This is a genomic window from Methanosarcina barkeri 3, from assembly GCF_000970305.1.
Classification (GTDB): Archaea; Halobacteriota; Methanosarcinia; order Methanosarcinales; family Methanosarcinaceae; genus Methanosarcina; species Methanosarcina barkeri_A.
The window spans coordinates 2,309,418-2,328,358 of sequence record NZ_CP009517.1; the positions used below are offsets into that span (position 1 = coordinate 2,309,418).

At 42.1% G+C, this 18,941-nt stretch carries 9 protein-coding genes; 6 read left to right on the forward strand and 3 right to left on the reverse strand.

Annotated elements, in window-relative coordinates:
* Positions 1 to 279 precede the first annotated feature (279 nt).
* From MSBR3_RS09230 to MSBR3_RS09240, 3 genes are all read right to left on the reverse strand, one after another.
* A complete protein-coding gene (locus MSBR3_RS09230) occupies positions 280 to 3,078 on the reverse strand; it encodes a DNA-directed DNA polymerase (protein WP_048107688.1) in 2,799 nt (932 codons plus the stop codon).
* Between the two features lie 132 nt (positions 3,079 to 3,210).
* Positions 3,211 to 5,289, reverse strand: coding sequence for a putative cobaltochelatase (locus MSBR3_RS09235; RefSeq protein ID WP_048107689.1), 2,079 nt, complete (start codon positions 5,287 to 5,289; stop codon positions 3,211 to 3,213).
* 19 nt (positions 5,290 to 5,308) lie between these two features.
* Positions 5,309 to 7,069, reverse strand: coding sequence for an S-layer protein domain-containing protein (locus tag MSBR3_RS09240; protein ID WP_048107690.1), 1,761 nt, complete (start codon positions 7,067 to 7,069; stop codon positions 5,309 to 5,311).
* Positions 7,070 to 7,461: 392 nt separating this feature from the next.
* On the opposite strand from MSBR3_RS09240, the gene MSBR3_RS09245 reads away from it, so the two are divergent.
* The 6 genes from MSBR3_RS09245 (at position 7,462) to MSBR3_RS09270 (ending at position 18,844) form a co-directional block, all read left to right on the forward strand.
* Entirely contained in the window at positions 7,462 to 8,043 is a 582-nt protein-coding gene (locus tag MSBR3_RS09245; protein WP_048107691.1) for a hypothetical protein, read from the forward strand.
* A gap of 26 nt (positions 8,044 to 8,069) precedes the next feature.
* Positions 8,070 to 9,620 carry a WD40 repeat domain-containing protein gene (locus MSBR3_RS09250; protein ID WP_048107693.1) on the forward strand — a complete coding sequence of 517 codons (1,551 nt, stop codon included), beginning with the start codon at positions 8,070 to 8,072 and terminating at the stop codon, positions 9,618 to 9,620.
* A 4-nt stretch (positions 9,621 to 9,624) separates the two neighbouring features.
* Positions 9,625 to 11,340, forward strand: coding sequence for a WD40 repeat domain-containing protein (locus MSBR3_RS09255; RefSeq protein ID WP_048107694.1), 1,716 nt, complete (start codon positions 9,625 to 9,627; stop codon positions 11,338 to 11,340).
* Between the two features lie 12 nt (positions 11,341 to 11,352).
* Positions 11,353 to 15,357, forward strand: coding sequence for a cobaltochelatase subunit CobN (cobN, locus tag MSBR3_RS09260; protein ID WP_048107695.1), 4,005 nt, complete (start codon positions 11,353 to 11,355; stop codon positions 15,355 to 15,357).
* Positions 15,358 to 15,372: 15 nt separating this feature from the next.
* Positions 15,373 to 16,950 (forward strand): hypothetical protein, encoded by a 1,578-nt coding sequence (locus MSBR3_RS09265; RefSeq protein WP_048107697.1) that lies wholly within the window; start codon positions 15,373 to 15,375, stop codon positions 16,948 to 16,950.
* Between the two features lie 124 nt (positions 16,951 to 17,074).
* Positions 17,075 to 18,844 (forward strand): ABC transporter ATP-binding protein, encoded by a 1,770-nt coding sequence (locus MSBR3_RS09270; RefSeq protein WP_048107699.1) that lies wholly within the window; start codon positions 17,075 to 17,077, stop codon positions 18,842 to 18,844.
* Positions 18,845 to 18,941: the final 97 nt, after the last annotated feature.

Here is an 18,941-nt window from a genome sequence, read left to right on the forward strand (position 1 = left end):
CTCAGAAGAAAGAACAGAGATTAAAGACCAGTTTGTGAGCATAACATATAATTTGAAAGTGAAGTAAAGTAATACGAAAATGAAGTTAAAAGTCTGGAAATGAAGTAAAGTAACACGAAAATGAAGTTAAAAGTCTGGAAATGAAGTAAAGTAATACGAAAATGAAGGTAAAAGCTGGAAATAAAGTAAAGTAATACGAAAATGAAGGTAAAAGTAATCTGAATACTTTAAAAATACAGAAATTCAGAACAAAAAAGTTTCAGGACAAAAAGCGCAGTTTCAGAAATCGAAAAGAGAACTCTGAGCTGCATGTCCATTCTCCTTACATAAATTCTGCTCCTGAGCTTTTACCTTACTTTCCTTTTCTGAAGAGGGCTTTTCCTGTTTCTTTACTTCAGGCTTTTTAGCTTCAAAATCAAATAGTCCTTTTTGTTTTGAATCAAAGTCAAGTGAAGATATCTTGACCCCGAAAACTTCAAGAATACGTTCCACCGGTGGAAGTATCTGCTTCTTAATATAGTAATCGACATCTATCGGGATGTTGTTTTCCCTAACATAATCCGGGTCTTCAGCCCGATCAACAAAGAGTCCTTTACCTGCAATAATGACAAAAGGTATCCTTGTTCCTATGGAAGGTACAACACCGGTCCTTTTTTTCAGGTTTTCAACAACAGTAAGATGAGGTTGCTTGTTCTTATAACTTTCAGTCTTTTTTGTAAGGGTGCGGGTTAGAACAAGACTTTCGATAATATCCGAGTCTTTTGCAGGATCGAGATTCCTGACCTTGCTGACTACTTCACGAACGTAATTCACAGCCTGGTCAACATTACCTTCTATAAGCACAAGTTCAAGCACTTTATTGAGGGTTACCGAGGTCAGTTCACACCAGTCCCTTCGGACAGTCTCCATACCTTTAACCTTGATCTTGTCTTCCCAGCCTGAATTTCTTGGCTCGAAAAGCCAGAGAGCGTAGCGCTTCTTTGCAATAAGAAGAGCACGTTTGGCAATGGACTCGAACTCAAGTTCCATTGGATCGGGCAAGGACGCAGAAACGATATTCGAAAGCCTGTTACCTATAAGACTAATCTCTTCAAGAGATAGATCCTCTCTGGACTTACAGTGAACAAAAACACTGTCAGTATCCCCATAGGCAACCGACAATTCAACTACCCTATCCTGGGGAGAGAGTTCTCCGGCTTCGTCAAGGAGTAGAGCTGTTTTATTCCTGAGAATTATTTTTCCTATAGTACTGTTGATAATTTCCCGCGTATTGAGGATATTACTTCTTCCAAAACTGGTTACTGCGTTTGCAAGAGTCAGGCTGTAGAGCCTTGCCCTGGCATACCCGGAATAACCATAAAAGCTATTTAGCAAGCTTTTCAGGGCAAGTTGAGTGGCATCAAGTACTCTGTACTCATTTTCATTAGAAGTCTTTCTCATCCTTTTCTTTGTCTGTGTCCTTCGACTAAGCAGATCTTCAAGGATAGAAGGCACAATACCTTTATAAACATCAGGAGGCACGAACTCTCCACCGGATGGAGGTTTGATAGTTACCTCTTCAGGCCGGTCACCTGTGACTACTGTAGTGTAGCACAGGTTATGTGCCATCATTATGGTTGGATAAAGGGATTTGTAGTCAAGAATTAGCACATTTTCCAGAAGTCCCTTCTGAGGTTCAAGAACTTCTCCTCCTTTGAGATCAGAGCTCATTTCATATCTCTCGGCCGAAACTCCATCATCAGGTTTTGGAAGGAGAACTCTGTCGCGGAGGCCAAACTCTCTTAAAAGAAGAGTTTCAATCATCGATGTCTGGCCTCCATCAACGATTTCCTGAAGCAGGCTTCCGCTCACCTGAGCAAGGGCAATATATTTGTCAAGAAGTTTTAAATGAAGGATAAGTTCAAGGGCAAGCTCCGCATCCCTGCGTGAGTAATCGACGAATTTTTTGAATTTTTCCCCCGTATCGGCCCAGTACTCTTCCATTTCAAGGGGGGGTACATCCAGTTTTTCGCGGTTCAGAAGTTCCTTTGAAACCGCACGCAGGGTGTACTGCTTCAGACTGAAAGCTCTTCTTACCAGAGGAAGCGCATCAACAACCACCCTGCCTTTCATTTCAGTGCGGGTAATAAGTCCGAATTTTCTGTAACCTATTTTGCTGCCATCCCGGCCGACAACAGGATTTATTGATTTCCCTTCTGAAACCAGAGTTTTTACTCGGTCCGTTATGTAAGGAATATCAAAATCCTGGTGATTATATCCCACTACAATATCAGGGTCGTACTCACAGAAGATCTCAAAAAACCGATTTAGCATCTCGGTCTCGTCCTTGCAGGGATAAACATCGGAATTCAGACCCTCCACAGGTTTTGCCAGAAGCACAAGGGTTTTATGTCCTTTATACTCAGGCTCGAAAGAGAAGCTGATCATGACTACAGGTGAAACCTCAGGAGAAGGCATTCCTCCATCAAGAGGCAGGCATTCGATATCAAAAGATAGATACTTCAGGGGAGCAAGAGTAAGATTTTCAACTTTATGGAATCCGGACGCAAGGATTGAAGCATCACACGCGAATTTCTCACAGCGAGAACTACCTGAACTACTTGTCCGGATATATTTTGCAGGATCAACGGCTTCCCCTTCTGCAGATACCCAGACCATACCTCCGAGATCTCTGTCAATTAAAAAACGATTTCTGAAAAGAATATCGGTCTCATACACTTCCCATTTGCCTTCGGCCCTCATTACTTCCTGAAGCTTCAGAATCTCGTCCCTGATTTCGGGCACCTCTCTGGGCAAGTGAGTAGTAACCCTGAGCATCTTTGTCTTTGTTTTCTGATACCCAATAGGCTCGAATTTCTCAACAATATCTACTTTTTTAACTTGAGTGAAAGTATCTTCGATAAGCCTGGCTACGGCATTAAGGTCTCCAGAGGCCTTGAGATAGAAATAAGGTTCAAAATCGGGAACAAAACAGCAAACGCTCTTCCCGTCCTCTCCCCTACCAAAGAGGCGGATTACGGGACTGCTGTCATTAATGACTTCATAGTCTGCATCCAAGATCTGGAAATCCATAGGCATGGTTTACGTTTTTAGATAGACATATATCTTTTGTTGTACTTTTGAAAATTATAATTCTATTTTCGAGAAACCATAGTATTTAAGATGAAAAATAAAGAACTTCAAGCTAAAAGTTTCCATAAAAGAAGAACTTCAAGCCGAAAAGCTGCCTGAAGAAACCGAGAATTCAAAAGGGGCCGAAGTTCGAACAGCTTCAACTATTGAATCTGCCTTCAGGTCCTCAAGTGCAAGATATCTGGCTCCAAGAGCACTTGAAATCTCCTGCGCAAGCCCGAATTTAATTATGCTGCTTTCCGTATCAATAACTGCCGATTGTATGCATTCACTTCGAAACATGGAAGCTATCGTTTTTGACTCCTGGAGAGGAGGTTCACCGTTCATACTGACATTTGCCCTTCCGTCAGAGATCAGAACCATAAACGGACAAATGTCAGGATCGCGCAGAAGTTCTGCCTTTATGGTTTCATAGCCTTTCATAAGCCCATGTGAAAGGGGAGTCTTTCCTCCGGTTGGCAGTTCTTCCAGATATTTTTGCGCCATTTCCACGCTGGATGTTGGCGGCAGCACCAGCTCTGCTCCTGCTCCCTTAAAAGCAATAAGCCCAACTTTATCACGTTTCTGGTAGGCATCCATCAACATTGAAAGCACTGCACCTTTAGAAGCTACCATCCGCTGTTGAGCCCCCATAGAACCGCTGGCATCCACAACAAAAAGTACAAAGTTACCTATCTTTTTCTCACGGACTTTTTGCCTGAAATCCGATTCATGAATTACTATGGAGTTTCCGTTTTTTTCCCTTACAAGCTGGTAAGGTGCAGCTGCCCTTAAGGTAGCATCAAAAGCAAGATCCGTGATTTTTTCCTCGGGAATTTTACTCTTTATATACCTGCCCTGTTTGGATTTCGTAAGAGTTTTGCTGCGCCGACCTGACCCATTTCGGTTATTTCTTCGAAAATCGGGAGAAAATTGCTTTATCTGGTAACTCGCTCCTGTTGCAAAAATAGTTTCCGAGGAAGCATCAGGCTGTTCTCCGGTGCTGTCCTGAGGGCTATCTGATTTCTGCTCTTCTGGGTGAGCCTGTGATCTTCCGGTTTGCTCATTATGCTCTTTTTTTTGCTGTTCATTTTTATTTTCATCTTTTTCTTTTTGCTTTTCTTTTTTATTTTCCTTTTCTTTTTCCCTTTGTTTCTCTATACTTTCATTTAGCTTATCCTGCTTATCAGAATGATTATCAAACGGTTTTCTACGCATACGGTGAGGAAGGACAAGCTCTGCAGCTTCTTTTACATCCTCTTCAAGGACCTCAGTCCTGCCATTGAAAGCTGCAAGAGTGATTGAGGTTTTCATCATTGTGATATCTGCCCTGTGCCCATCGACTCCCATATCAACACAGATCTGGCTGATCAACTCAAGCATGCTATCCGAGATCCTCACTTCAGGAAGTAATTTCTGTGCCAGGAGAATCTGCCCGCAAAGCTCGGACTCTGCAGCCTGCCAGCTTACTGCAAAAGTTTCAGGATCGGTCTCATAACTGAGCCTATATTTGATAAGTTCCACCCGTCTGGCTACATCCATGATTCCCTTTATATCCACGCATAAACCGAAACGGTCAAGTAACTGGGGTCGAAGTTCTCCTTCTTCGGGGTTCATGGTTCCTACAAGCACGAAATTTGCAGGATGGGAAAAGGAAATTCCTTCTCTTTCAACGGTATTTACTCCCATTGCTGCAGAGTCCAGGAGCACATCTACAAGATGGTCATCCAGAAGATTAATCTCATCCACGTACAGGATACCCCTGTGAGCATGAGCAAGTACTCCGGGCTCAAAGCGCTTTTCCCCTTTCTTGATGGCATGTTCGATATCAAGAGTCCCTACAACACGGTCTTCGGTAGCACTTACAGGTAGATCCACAACTTTCATTTTTATGGAAGAACTCTTAAGAGTCCCGGCTTTTACCTTTTCCAGGCACTCTTCACACATTGCATTTACATCATGAGGACTGCAATGGAATTTACAGCCTTCTACTACTTCGATTTCGGGCAGGAGATTAGCCAGTGCCCGGACAGCCGTTGACTTGGCAGTACCTTTTTCACCCCTGATAAGAACCCCTCCTACTTTCGGATTGATAGCATTCAGGATCAGGGCTTTTTTCATTTTCTCCTGCCCGACTATTGCAGTAAAAGGGTAAGTAGTAATATTATGGTTTTTCATGGTTTAACCTCAATATATTTCAGTTTCCGATAAGGTATTCTTCAACACTCATAACCGGGATAGACCACTTAGTAACCGTAGGAAGAACGGAATCCACATTTTCCACCTTGTTCATGAAAGGGAAAAAGGTAACATTGAGATTTTCTCCTGTCTTCTTTTCAAAAGAGCCAAGGTGAATCTCTTCTGTAACCTCGAGGTCCGAACCGAAATTGAGAGAATTTTCGTTTTCAAGCCGGATTTCAGGGGAAGTTTCAACAACAGTAAGTGCCCCGAACATATCCCCGACCTTTATTTCAAGAGGGCTTTCGGAAAAGTGTAAAGGATATTTCAGGCTTACACCAGAGGTTCCGTTTCCTTCCAGGACATTATCCACATATACGGAAAAGAGTGGGACTTCAATACCATTTACTGTTTTATTATACAGGAGAGTATGTGTACCCAGATCAGCTGACTTCCCTGGAGAGATTATACTTGAATAAACAGCAACATTATTTCTCAAAACCGTCAGGTGGACTTTATCCGACTCTATGCCATCTACTTTCAGAGTATACCCTTCTCCAAGGTTCCACTCTTCACCGGAATAGAGACTTCTGCCATTGTCATCATCCATAAGGACATTTATAAGTCCCTGGTCGTCTCCTAGATATGCATATTTCTCACCATCCCATCCAAGCACAGAATATCCACCATCAAAAGCGTTTTCTCCATAATTCCTCATCTCCGGGTTTTTATATGGAACCTTGACAGGTGAAGATTCATAAACCAGACCTCCTTTCGGAATCCATTTGTCTTCGGTATTAAGATTGAGTTCAAGTCTTTCTGTACTGAAATTGTTTTCAAGATCATAATAGAGCATACCAAAAGAATCAGCAGTCCAGACGCAGGAATCCGGAGAAGAATCCGAGCGGTTTACAGTTAAAGATGTACCTTTTATCTGATATGACTTGATAACCTCTTTAGTCATATTGTAAGAACATGCCCTGTATACGGAATCAGCCACCCTGAAATCGATCAAATCTTTAAGGATAGTGACATAATCTCCAGGACTCATCTGGATAGGCACTCTATTTTTCAGTTCGATTTTTTCATCTGTAGCCTCAGTGACCTCGAAATTACCATACTGATCCCCAATGTTAATCTCAATAGGTTCGGTCGAGTACTGGTTTACACTCGTGAGACTCACAATCGGGTCCTTACTGTCAAGAACACGGTCGAGAGTTCCTTCCAGAATCGTATACTTAGTGCCGTTTATTGTAGCATTGAAGTTGAACTTTGAACCTTCTTCGAGAGATTTCGCAGTAACCGGGACGGAGTTTTTCTGAAGTTCTATGAGAGCAGAATCATTGTTTACCCCCTGAAGCACCAGTTTGTAGCCATTTCCCAGATCATAATCATTTCCTCGTTGAAGATCACGACTTCCATAGCTAACAAGGTTCTCGGTGATCAAACCATCTTCAAAGACCTTATATTTCTTCCCAAAGAAAGCCGTTGAACCATAAACGATTTTTGAGGTATAAGTTGCATTTCCCGCATCAATAAACCCGTTTTTAGAGAAATTAAGCTCCAGAGACTCATAGTACGTGCCGGTAGAAGTTGAATAATAAAACCCGGGGCAATTTTCTCCGTTAAGAATTGTGTGTTCTCCGGCTGAAATATCTATAATAGGGCCTCGTTGTTCAATAGCACCGTCTACAGGATTAATAGCAATTAAAATAACTGAGATAACAAAAATAATATAAAAATAGATAGTGATTATAGTCATTTTGTTGCAATTAGTCATAAATGTGAAGAATATAGTAGCAATATATATCAATTTTGTTTTTTAATTAGAAAAAGTAATTATTATAATACAAAAAAAAGCGTAATGTTGAAGGAGAATATAAAACCGTAAAGCTTAGTTCATAGAGTACCTGGGAGAACAATAACTATTACCTGGTCTTACTGATAGTGGAAATTATGAGAATTTTAAGAATAAACTAATTGTCGAGTAGAAATTAAAATAGTAACTCAGTATCGCAGAAAAATCGAATTGGGATAGTAGTTATAATTTTTAGATGTCGTAGCTATAATTTTGGGATATCGTAACCATAATTTTTATTTTATTATTACTATATGAGATGATTTAAGAATATTTTCGAAATATTTATTAATCACTTCCTATATGGGTCAATTATGACTTCCAGAAAGACTATAATGTTCGGATTTATAGTCCTGGGCCTTGCAGGCTTGATAATTTATTCTCAGATTGTCCCAGATAAAAAAAACGTATACCAGGAAGACTTTAAAAATTGTAATTTTGAAGGAGAGTTTCTAAGATGCAAAAATGGGGCACTGTATCTAGAAACAACAAATTCGTCACAGACAGGGGAAGGGATTTGGAGTAAAAATATGAGCTTATCCCCAGGAAAAATTTCCTGGAACTGGAACGGACAGGACCTGAATAAATTCAGTCTCTGGCTAAAAGTGACATTCAGTGATCACAAGTCTATTTACTATGTTGCAGCGGGAAGCATGAATCCTCAATCCGAAGGTGAATATTATCGGGATCAGGAAAATCGAAGGCGTTTTTCGCCATCGATTATAATCTCAGGAATTCCACTGAGTTCAGTTGAAAGAAATCTTGCTGAAGATTATGAAAAGTACTGCGGGCCTGCTGAAAATATAAAAATTGAAAAATTGAGTGCAGGTTTTGGTGACAACAGTACGCAACATCAGAACATTTTGAGTATCTCAGACCTGAAGATATACGGATAACAAAGAGTAATCAAAGGAGTCTGAAAATGAAAAAGAGTAGTATTGTACTGATAATTATATTTTCAGTAGTGTTTCTAGTCTGTTCGGGATGCACATCTTCACATATTTTAACCTCTAATGAAAAAGGAAACAATAGCAGTGAAGAAATCTCAGAAATTGAGAGCGGTCATGAAAGCAGTCAATTCAGTCAGGAAAACCTAACCTCTTCTGAAAAATCTTCTCCTTACCTTTACTGGGAATATGAACTTGGAAATATAACTCCGGATAATCTCAGTGAAGGAAGATCGACTGTCCAGGACTGTGTGGCATACTCTTGGGACGGAAAGCATGTAGCTGTCGGGACAGGGAAAAAACTGACAGTTATTGACGTGTCAGGCAAAAAACTACTCTGGGAAAAGACTCTAAGAGGAAATATCTCGGAAGTTTCGTTCTCGAAAGACGGAAAGTATCTGCTCGCAGGGGAAAAGAGTACTGACGGATACATTTATTCTCTGGATGCCGGCACAGGAAATGAAATTCACAGTTATAGAAGTGCCGATGACCTGGGAACCAGTACGAACTCAAAATATCAGCCCTGCATATACAAAATAACGGCTGCTGATGATGCTGTATACATTGCAGCAGGTCGATACTGGAAAGAGCCCGAGTACGGGCTGGCTTCAAGGGTGTACAGGTTCAGTCCGGATGGCACTCTTTCATGGAAACTGCCTGCAACCGAAAACTATGCTCAGAGTGTAAACTGGATTGATTCAAGCCAGGATGGAAAAAATGTGGTTTTTTCAACCGGGGACTGGACAAATTCCCTTGGGCTTGATGCAGTTGTCTATTCCGTGGATGAAAGTGGAAACCTCCGCTGGAAATATGAAATTCCTCCTCTTAAGCCTTACTTTGTTTCTGCAGCTATCTGGCACGGACTTGATATTTCAGATGACGGGTCCGTGGTAACTGCCTATACCGGGGATGGACGAAAATACCTTTTTTACGATTCCGAGATGATGAGACCAGGAGATGGGAAAACAGCATGGGACATGAAAACCCCAGGAGACGGAAAGACATCATGGGACACCTATGATTGGCAGTCCAATGTAACAGTTCCAGAGGAAGTTGAAGGAAGTCATATCTATGCCTATGGGGAAGCTGCAAAAATTTCCAGTAAAAATGAGATACTTTACCTTACCGGAGCCACACTTCCTGCTTATTATCCCGATAACATACCAATGGCACATCCCCTTGAGAACTCTCTTGTGTCGTGTGATACTGAAAAAGGAAACACTTCCTGGAACTATAATCTCGGAGGACGCTGTGCAGGGATCTTCTTTTCTCCGGATATGAGATTCTTTGTCCTGCCAGTTGGAAAAGACTCGTCTTCAGGTAATACTCAGGTTCATGGAGTTCATGTTTTTGATAACCAAAAATCCGGAAACGGTAATTCAAGGCTAATCTGGAGATTTAACACTGAAGGCGTTATTTTAGATGCTGCGATTTCTTCCGACTGCACAGTTGCTGCAGTTGAAGCTCCTCTAAAGCTTGAAAACGGGAATGTGATTGGGAAACACAGGTTAATAATTGTCAGGTGAGAGAATGAAATGGAAAATTTTGATAGTCCTGCTTATTCTAACTGTAATTACTGCCGGATGCGCTGAAAAAGGCCAGGAATCAGAAAATGGTAAAATTGCTCAGGCTTCCGAAGGTGCCCAGAATATAGAGGAAACGGGTAATTCCGATGCCGGGGTATCCATAGACTCTATAGTATTTTCCAGAACCGGAGCTCTGATTACCCTAAAAGAAGAGGCAGAAATTTCACAGGTAAAAATTTCGTCTGTTAATAATTCGGCAGAGTCAATAAATATTGGAAAAACCGAGAATCAGGTCTTTGTAGCTTTTGACTGGAAACCCAATACTCAATATAAGTTTGAAGTAATCACAGGCAACGGGGCAAAAAGTGATCTGGAAGTGTACGCTCCTGAAAAACCTGCTTTGAAAGAAGAGTACGCTACAAAACTTGAAGATGTTACTCCAGGATCGATAGATAAAACTACGGAAAATGTAGAAGGCATGATTAAATTCTCCCCTGACAGCAAGTATCTTGCTATTGGGACTCAAGGAGGTTCTCTGAAACTTATAGAGCTTGCAACAGGTGAAAAGGTTTGGGAAACACAGCTTGTTAAAGGCATAGCTGATGCAAGAATTTCAGATATAGAGTTTTCAGGGGATGGCAAACGTCTGATAGTAGGAGAAGATAGTCCGGACGCTTTTATTCACTGCTTTGATTTAAATGGCAAAGAAATCTGGAAATATGGAGCAGGACAAGACCTGGGTTCAGATCTTGACCACATGCCAGCCATGAAAAAAATAAAACTGGATTCAAAAGGAAACATCTATGTTGCTGCCAGTAGAGCTTGCGGCTACATAGGAGAGAAATACAAATATTTGGGAAAAGTTTATTCTTTTGACCCTGAAGGCAATTTACGCTGGAAATTCCCCGAATCCGAACTTATGGACTCAGGAGTTACATGGGTTGATACAACCCCTGACGGAAAATATTCTGTTTTCGGCACTACCAACTTTGCAAACGCCGACAAATGGAAAGAAGGAACTGTACATGTTCTGGACGGAAATACCGGAAAGGAATATTGGAACTATTCAATCCCGCCTCTTAAACCATTTTTTGATTATACTGCAATATGGTACAGTACCCAGATTACTCCTGATGGTAAAAATATAATAACAATGACCAGTGACGGGCGAGCCTTTTTATTTAATAATTCCAGGAGCATGGAAACCGGCACACCGGAAATAGGATGGCAAGCAAACATTTCAACCCCGGTTGTAGTAAGCGGAGTTCCTATTTACGGTAGTGCGAATTATGCATACATTATCAATAATACCCTTATTTTCTCGATAGGCAGCACATTCTCCAAAGACAAAAACAACGATGCTCCTATAGAACATCCTAATGGAAACAGCATCTTTGCCTATGATACTGACGGCAACCTGCTGTGGAAATGGAGAGTGGATGGCTATGCAGGGGAATGTGCAATGAATGACAGGTATCTTGTTGTCCCTATATCCCAGAACCTGGTGACCGAGGACAGAAATGTCCACGGAGTGTATGTCTTTGACATATCAAAAAGCGGAGGTTCAAATTCCAAACTTGTCCAGGTCTATAATACCAAAGGAATTACAATAGCAGCTGATATCTCCCCTGATGGCAAGTATATTGCAGCCCTGGAAGCTCCTGCAAGGCTTGATGACGGCACAGCGCTTGGAGAGTATAAAGTGCATGTTCTTACATGAGAGGAGAAAAACATGAAAATTGTTTCAATAACGTGGAATTCCTACATTCCCACTCTCCTCAAAGCTGCAGGAGATCTTGGCATAGAGCTTGAAGCCCACTATTCAAAAATACTGGAAGATAATCCGGAAGAAGCTGAGAAGGTACTTCTTGAATGCGAACATGCGGATGCAGTCTTTCTATACTATATATCAAATCCTTTCTGGGAAGAGTTCTACGAAAAACTTGAACCGTTAAAAACGAGGGTACCCGTAATCTGCGTAGGGAGTGATCCCTCCTCATTTACCCTCTCTTCGGTGAAACTTGAGATTGCAGCTACATGTTTTTCTTATATAATCTATGGAGGACAGGAAAACTTTGCCAATATGCTGCGTTATATTTTAAAAGAAGTTTTAGGCTGCAAGATTGAAACAAAACCACCTGAAAAGATACCATGGGACGGGTTATTTCATCCGGACGCAGAGAATAGATTCTCAAACCTTGAAGAGTATATTAAATGGTACGGGCCTTTGAAAGATAAAACCGTGGGTCTGCTTATCTCCAGGACTTCCTGGGTAAACAACGAACTCGAGATAGAGAATGCTCTAATAAGAAAGCTAGAAAAGCTCAATCTATCGGTTGTCCCTGTTTTTGCATACTCATTGAAAGATAAAGAACTTGGAAGCAGGGGAATGAATGAGGTCATAGAGGATTATTTCATAAAAAACAGCAGGCCTATAATAGATTGTCTTATAAAACTATCTCCTTTTTTTATTGCAAGCAGTAAAACCGAAGAGAGAAACATATCCTGCGCAGCAAAAGGCATAGAAGTCCTGAGAAAACTTGATGTCCCTATTTTCCAGCCTGTAATTTCACACTATATGACTGTTGAAGAATGGCAGGAATCAATGGGATTAAGCAGTGAGATTGGATGGAGTGTAGCTCTTCCGGAGTTTGAGGGGGGAATTGAGCCTATCATAATAGGAGCAGGCAAAAAAGAAGGAAACTATATGGGGCGTTTTCCTATAGAGGACCGCTGCTCAAAACTTGCATCCAGAATTTTAAAATGGACCGAACTCAGGAAAAAACCGATCAACCGGAGAAAAGTTGCCTTTATCCTGCACAATAGACCCTGCACAGGTGTTGAAGGCTCGGTAGGAGACGCTGCAAATCTTGACTCTCTCGAAAGCGTGGCAAGAATACTGAACCGGATGCAAGAAGCAGGTTATGCCGTCAATCCTCCTGAAAACGGAAAGGACCTCATTGAAACCATTCTCAAGAGAAAAGCAATTTCCGAGTTCAGGTGGACTCCTATTAATGAGATAGTGAAAAACGGCGGAGCCCTGGCTTTTGTGGAAAAAGAAGAATACGAGAAATTTTTCAACACTCTAAGCCCGAAGGTAAGGCAAAGAGTAATTGAGGGCTGGGGAAATCCTCCTGGAGAAGAAGTAGACGGTATTCCTGCAGCTATGGTCTATGATAATAAGATCGTTGTAACAGGAATGCAATACGGAAACGTTGTAGTTTGCGTACAGCCAAAACGGGGATGCGCAGGTGCCAGATGTGACGGAAAAGTCTGCAAGATCCTCCACGATCCTGAGGTTCCGCCAACCCATCAGTACCTTGCAACTTACAGGTATCTTGAAGACACATTCGGAGCCGATGTGCTCGTACATGTAGGAACCCATGGGAACCTTGAGTTCCTGCCTGGAAAAGGAGTTGGGCTTTCAGAAGATTGTTATCCTGACATAAGTATCGGGACTATTCCCCACCTTTATATTTATAATTCGGACAATCCTCCGGAAGGTACAATTGCCAAACGCCGGAGCCTTGCTTGTTTGATAGACCATATGCAGACTGTCATGACCTCAGGAGGACTTTACGAAAACCTGGCAGAACTTGACAGACTGCTTGGAGAATACGAACAGGTGAAACACGACAGGGGACGTGAGCATGCCCTGAAGCACCTGATCCTTGACGAAATCAAAAAATCTAATCTGAATTCCGAGATAAAAGCCGATCACCAGACTCCGTTTGAAGAAATAGTAAGAAAAGCACACGAAGTTCTTGGAAAAATAAGAAACAGCCAGATACATAATGGGATGCACATCTTCGGACAGATTCCCGAAGGAGAGAAAAAAGTCGAATTCATAAACTCGGTTTTAAGGTATGATGACCAGGGAAGTGTGGGAAACAAAGTCTCGATTAGGAGGTTGATTGCAGAACTTCTGGGACTTGACCTGGATGAACTGATCTCTGACCAGAGCCTGATTTCCGAAAACGGAAAATCAAACGGACAGTTGCTTGAAGAGATAGACTCCCTTTCTAAAGACTTTATAAGAACATTTATAAATAACCCTGAAAAAGAGCCAGCCCGGATAATCAAAGAGATTTTTGATGAAAAAGACTTTGAAGGGCAGGATGTCAAAGAAGAAAGCTTTGAAGGACTGATTGTCAAAGAAAGAATCTCTGAAGAGCAAAATAACGACGAGGAGATAAATAACCCTGAAATAGAGCCAACCAGGATAATCAAAGAAGTTTTTGAAGGAAAACGCTTCGGAGAGCAAAATATCAAAGATCCGGATATAAATTCCGCACTTCTTCAGGATGCAGCTTCGATTTGCAGCAGGATTCTTGATCTTGAATCCAGAATAGATGACTCACTTGAAATTGAAGCTCTTCTGCACGGCTTTGATGGAGGGTACATCCCTGCAGGCCCTTCAGGCCTTATTATGCGTGGAAGAGATGACGTGCTGCCAACAGGCAGGAATTTCTATTCACTTGACCCGAAAAAGATTCCGACAAAAGCTGCCTGGAGAGTAGGACAGCAGCTCTCAGAGGTTCTGATTAATAGGCACATCAAAGACGAAGGCCGATATCCTGAGAATGTGGGATTTTACTGGATGGCAAATGATGTAATGTGGGCTGATGGAGAGGGAATGGCCCAGATTATGAGCCTGCTTGGGGTTGAACCGGTATGGTTCAGCAATGGACAGCTGAAAGGGTTCTCCGTGATTCCACTTGAAGAACTTGGCAGGCCAAGAATTGATATTACAATCCGAGTTTCAGGAATTCTACGGGATAATTTTCCAAACTGTCTTGAAGTCATAGACGAAGCAATCCAGGTTGTGGCTTCCCTTGATGAACCTGAGGAGATGAATTACCCAAGAAAACACAGTCTTCGGATGATTGAAGACGGAACAAGTTCCAGGGATGCTACCTTAAGGATCTTTTCAAGCAAGCCAGGGACTTATTCGGCCGGGGTTCAGCTTGCAGTCTATGCAAGTGCCTGGAAAGATGAAAAAGACCTGGCAGACATCTTCCTTTACTGGAATGGGTATGCATATGGAAAGGATGTAAAAGGCAAGGAAGCCCATACTCAACTTGCTTCAAGCCTTAGGACTGTGGATGCTACCTTTAATAAAGTGGTAAGCGACGAGTACGACCTTTTAGGGTGCTGCTGTTACTTTGGAGTCCACGGAGGTTTTACAGCTGCAGCCAAGCAGGCTTCCGGAAGAGATGTAAAAGTTTACTTTGGTGATACTCGAGAACCTCAGCACGTTGAAGTCAGGGACATGGCTGACGAACTGCGAAGGGTCGTAAGAGCCAGGCTCTTAAATCCGAAATGGATTGAAGGCATGAAGCATCATGGATATAAAGGCGCACAGGACATTTCGAAAAGGGTTGGAAGGGTCTATGGCTGGGAGGCTTCTACCCAGGAGGTGGATGACTGGATTTTTGATGATATCACAAAGACCTTCGTGCTTGACGAAGAAATGCGCCGCTTTTTTGAAGAGAACAACCCCTATGCCCTCGAGGAAATGTCCAGACGGCTCCTTGAAGCTCAGTCAAGAGGGCTCTGGAACCCCGACCCCGAGCTTCTGGAAGAATTGAAAATGTCTTATCTCGAAATTGAGAGCTGGATGGAAGAACTGGCAGGAGAAGGAGAGTTTCAGGGTGGGGCTGTTGATATAATTAGTTCCGAAGATGTCCCTGACTGGAACGCAAAAATGCAGGAAATCCGAAAAATTCTCAAATAACAAAAAGGTAGCGGAATGAAAAATAGAGGTTTTCTCCTCCTAATACTTGTGCTAATTCTACAGCCCGTAGCTGCACAGGCTCAGCAGGAGGATTTCAAACCTGAAGATATGACTACATTCATAATTCAGGTCCCTCATGGGGTAGAAGGAAATGGCCTTGCAGTCGGGAACAGCACGCTCTCTGCATATCTTTTCTTTGAAAGCTATTATGATGGCGATATGAATGTGACAGTGGAATTTGACTTACCGAAAGGTTTTGTGCTTCATGAAGCTTCGGTTCATTCATTTTCACTTCAGACCGAGTATGATGACTGGTACAGGCTTGTTGATTTTTACATACCTGCAGACACACCCTGCGGGATTTACAACATAACTGCAAAAGCAGTCGTTGATGTTAAGGGAAAAAAACACACTATTGTGCGTACAACCCAGCTTAAAATTGCGTCAAAAAAAGAAGTCGCAAATGAAGTCTCAGTATCCCAGCCCATAGTACCGTCAGATGAAGACGGACATGGAGACCCCAGCCACCCATTAAATACTCTGGTTGTCCAGGAAACATCTCCTGCACTCAAAAAGCTGCTTAAGGTTACGGACCTGAAGATCGAGAAAGAAGACCTTACTTCGACCTACATGGGGATAAAGATTGAAAATACCGGGAACAGTACAATTCCTGTCATAGTTACATATGATATTCTGGACACAAAAACCGGTGAGCATGTAAAAGCATTTAAACCCGATATTATGGGGATGAACGCAGATACTTTGTGTTATGCTGCCGTAACCCTCTCACCAGGTTCAAGTTCACTGATAAGCCTTCCCATCTATATATCTCAGGATGCAATGGGAGGAGACTACCTTCTGAGGGTTAAAGTAAAACTCACAGGTAGCGACTGGATTGCAATAGCAAAAAATCAAAAAATTACTGCAATCTCAAGGCGGTGGGGACCTATAATAACTACTTTTACCGCCTCTTTGTTAGGACTTACTGCTCTGGGTTTTTTCCTCTCAAGACCCAGGGAGATAATGGATAGGTTTAAAACACGTAACCTTGTGATGATTGCCCTTTTCGGCACCGTTTCTTTTGCAGCAATAAACCTGCCCATGACCATCCTGTGGGAGTTATCCCATGCTATCTTCGGACCATTCAGTTTCCTGTTCACAGGGCTCTTCAATGAGATTCTACTTTACATGCTCATTGCTTCTCTTGTAGTCCTGATCCCAAAACCGGGAGTTATAAGCCTTTTTATGATGGTCAGGTTTCTACTTGGAGGTTTCATTACAGGTAGTTTTACTCCTATAACTTTTATAACACTGTCCGTCAATGCGGTAATTCTGGAACTTCTATTGTACATTGCAGGTGTAACCGGTAAAAATACGGCTCTAGATAACAGGTTCAGGATGGGAATTCTTTGCGGGTTCGCTGATATGTTCAGTAGCTATGTATCCTTCAGTGTCTGGATGGTACTCTACAGACTTTTCTACAGCGACTGGTATATAGCCGCAAATATCCTGATAGACGGATTCCTCTACACATTCATAGGAACCTGGTTTGGAATAAGCCTTGGGAATAGACTAAAAAAGGTGGCAGAGTGACGTTAGCTTTAATCAGACTTTTCTGGCCTCTGGTCAAGCTTTCTCTCGGAAAGGCTCGTACCGCTGCCAGACGCTTTCGATTAAGCCTTTTTTTGAAAAGGTTTTGGTTTGCGGTTGTGGTATAATGATAGAAATCAAAGACCTGTGGTATACTTATCCTGGAAGATCGGAGCCAACTTTAAAGGGAATCAACCTTAGAGTCGAAAAAGGAGAGTTTGTTCTCCTAACAGGGCCTACAGGATGTGGAAAAAGTACTTTATTGAAAACCTTAAACGGGATCATCCCTCACGAATCAGGAGGGATATTTTCAGGTAGTGTGAAAGTCAAAGGGATGGAAACCACCGAATCAAACCAGATTGAAATCTCGAAAGAAGTAGGCCTTGTGTTTCAGAACCCGGATGACCAGATTTTTTCTACAACCGTTGAGGATGAAGTAGCCTTTGGGCCTGAAAACCTCTGCTTCGAGCGAAAAGAAATTGATAGAAAAGTAGAAGAAGCCCTGCAAATCGTAGGGATGTCCGGTCACAGGCTGGCTTCCACAAATTCACTTTCCGGGGGACAGAAACAGAGAATCTGCATTGCCAGCATGCTTGCAATGACGCCTGAGCTCCTTGCTATGGATGAGCCTGTAAGCCAGATGGACCCCAGGGGCACACACGAAGTCCTGAACACGGTAAGAGAACTCAACAGGAAACTGAAAACGACTATTCTGCTTGTTGAACACAGACTACACGAGCTTGCACCCTTTGTAGACAGAATTGTCATAATGGACGACGGACAGATAGTCTTTGATCAACCTGCCTCGAAAGCTTTTGATCATCTTGAAGTATTTTACAGGCTTGGACTTCGGATTCCCGAACCTGTTGAACTCTGCCACAGTCTTGGAATCAAAGCCAGTCCTTTGAGTGTCAGTGGGGCTCTTGCCTTACTGGACACGGATGACTTTAAAAAAAATATCAGTGTTTCTCAGTCCTCTCCAAATCCAGAGGAAAGTACTGTAGTAATCAAGAACAGTTCAAGGAGAGCTTCTACTGAAAATAACAACTCTAAAAATAACAACTCTGAAAATAACAACTCTGAAAATGATGGTGATTCGATTGTTTTAATTCAGGATCTATGGTCAGGATACGAGAAAAACAAGATGGTACTGAAAGGAATAGATCTGGAAATCAATAAAGGTGAGAGGATCGCGATTATGGGCACGAACGGTTCGGGAAAATCAACTCTGCTTTTACACCTTGCAGCTATTCTCAAACCGGATAAAGGAAGTGTGAAGGTTTTTGGAGAGGACACAAGGTCCAAGAATCCGTATTCCTTTGCAGGTAAGGTCGGATTCGTTTTCCAGAACCCTGACCTTATGCTCTTCTGTGACTCAGCTGAGGAAGAAGCAAGATTCGGACCTGTTCAATTAAAGTACAGTAATATTGAGGAAAGGGTAAAAAATTCTCTTGAAGCTATGTCAATTCTTCCTTTCAGGCACGACCTCCCCCAGGCACTGAGCAGGGGACAGAGACTCAGAACAGCTGTTGCCTCGGTAATTTCCATAAACCCCAAACTCATTCTTCTCGATGAACCCACAACAGGGCAGGATAGAATGAACATAGAACAAATGATGGACTTTTTCAAAAATAATAATTCTACACTGATTTTCTGCACACACGACATTGAGGTAGCCATGTCTTATGCTACAAGAATCCTGGTGATGAATGATGGGAAGATCATAGCAGACGGGAAGGGAAAAGAAGTTATAAAAGACACTGAAAGCCTCAGAAAGGCCTCGCTTACCCAACCTCCGGTTGTTGAGATCGCAAATCATCTGGGAATCAACGCCTTTTCAGTTAAAGAACTTGTGAAAACACTGACTTCCAGAAGTGCTGAAGGGACAAAGTGTTGAAAAGATATGCTGGATAACATAAGGTATTGAAAGACATGCTGGATAACATAAGGTATTGAAAGATATGCTGGATGGTATAAATATTAAAAAGATGTGC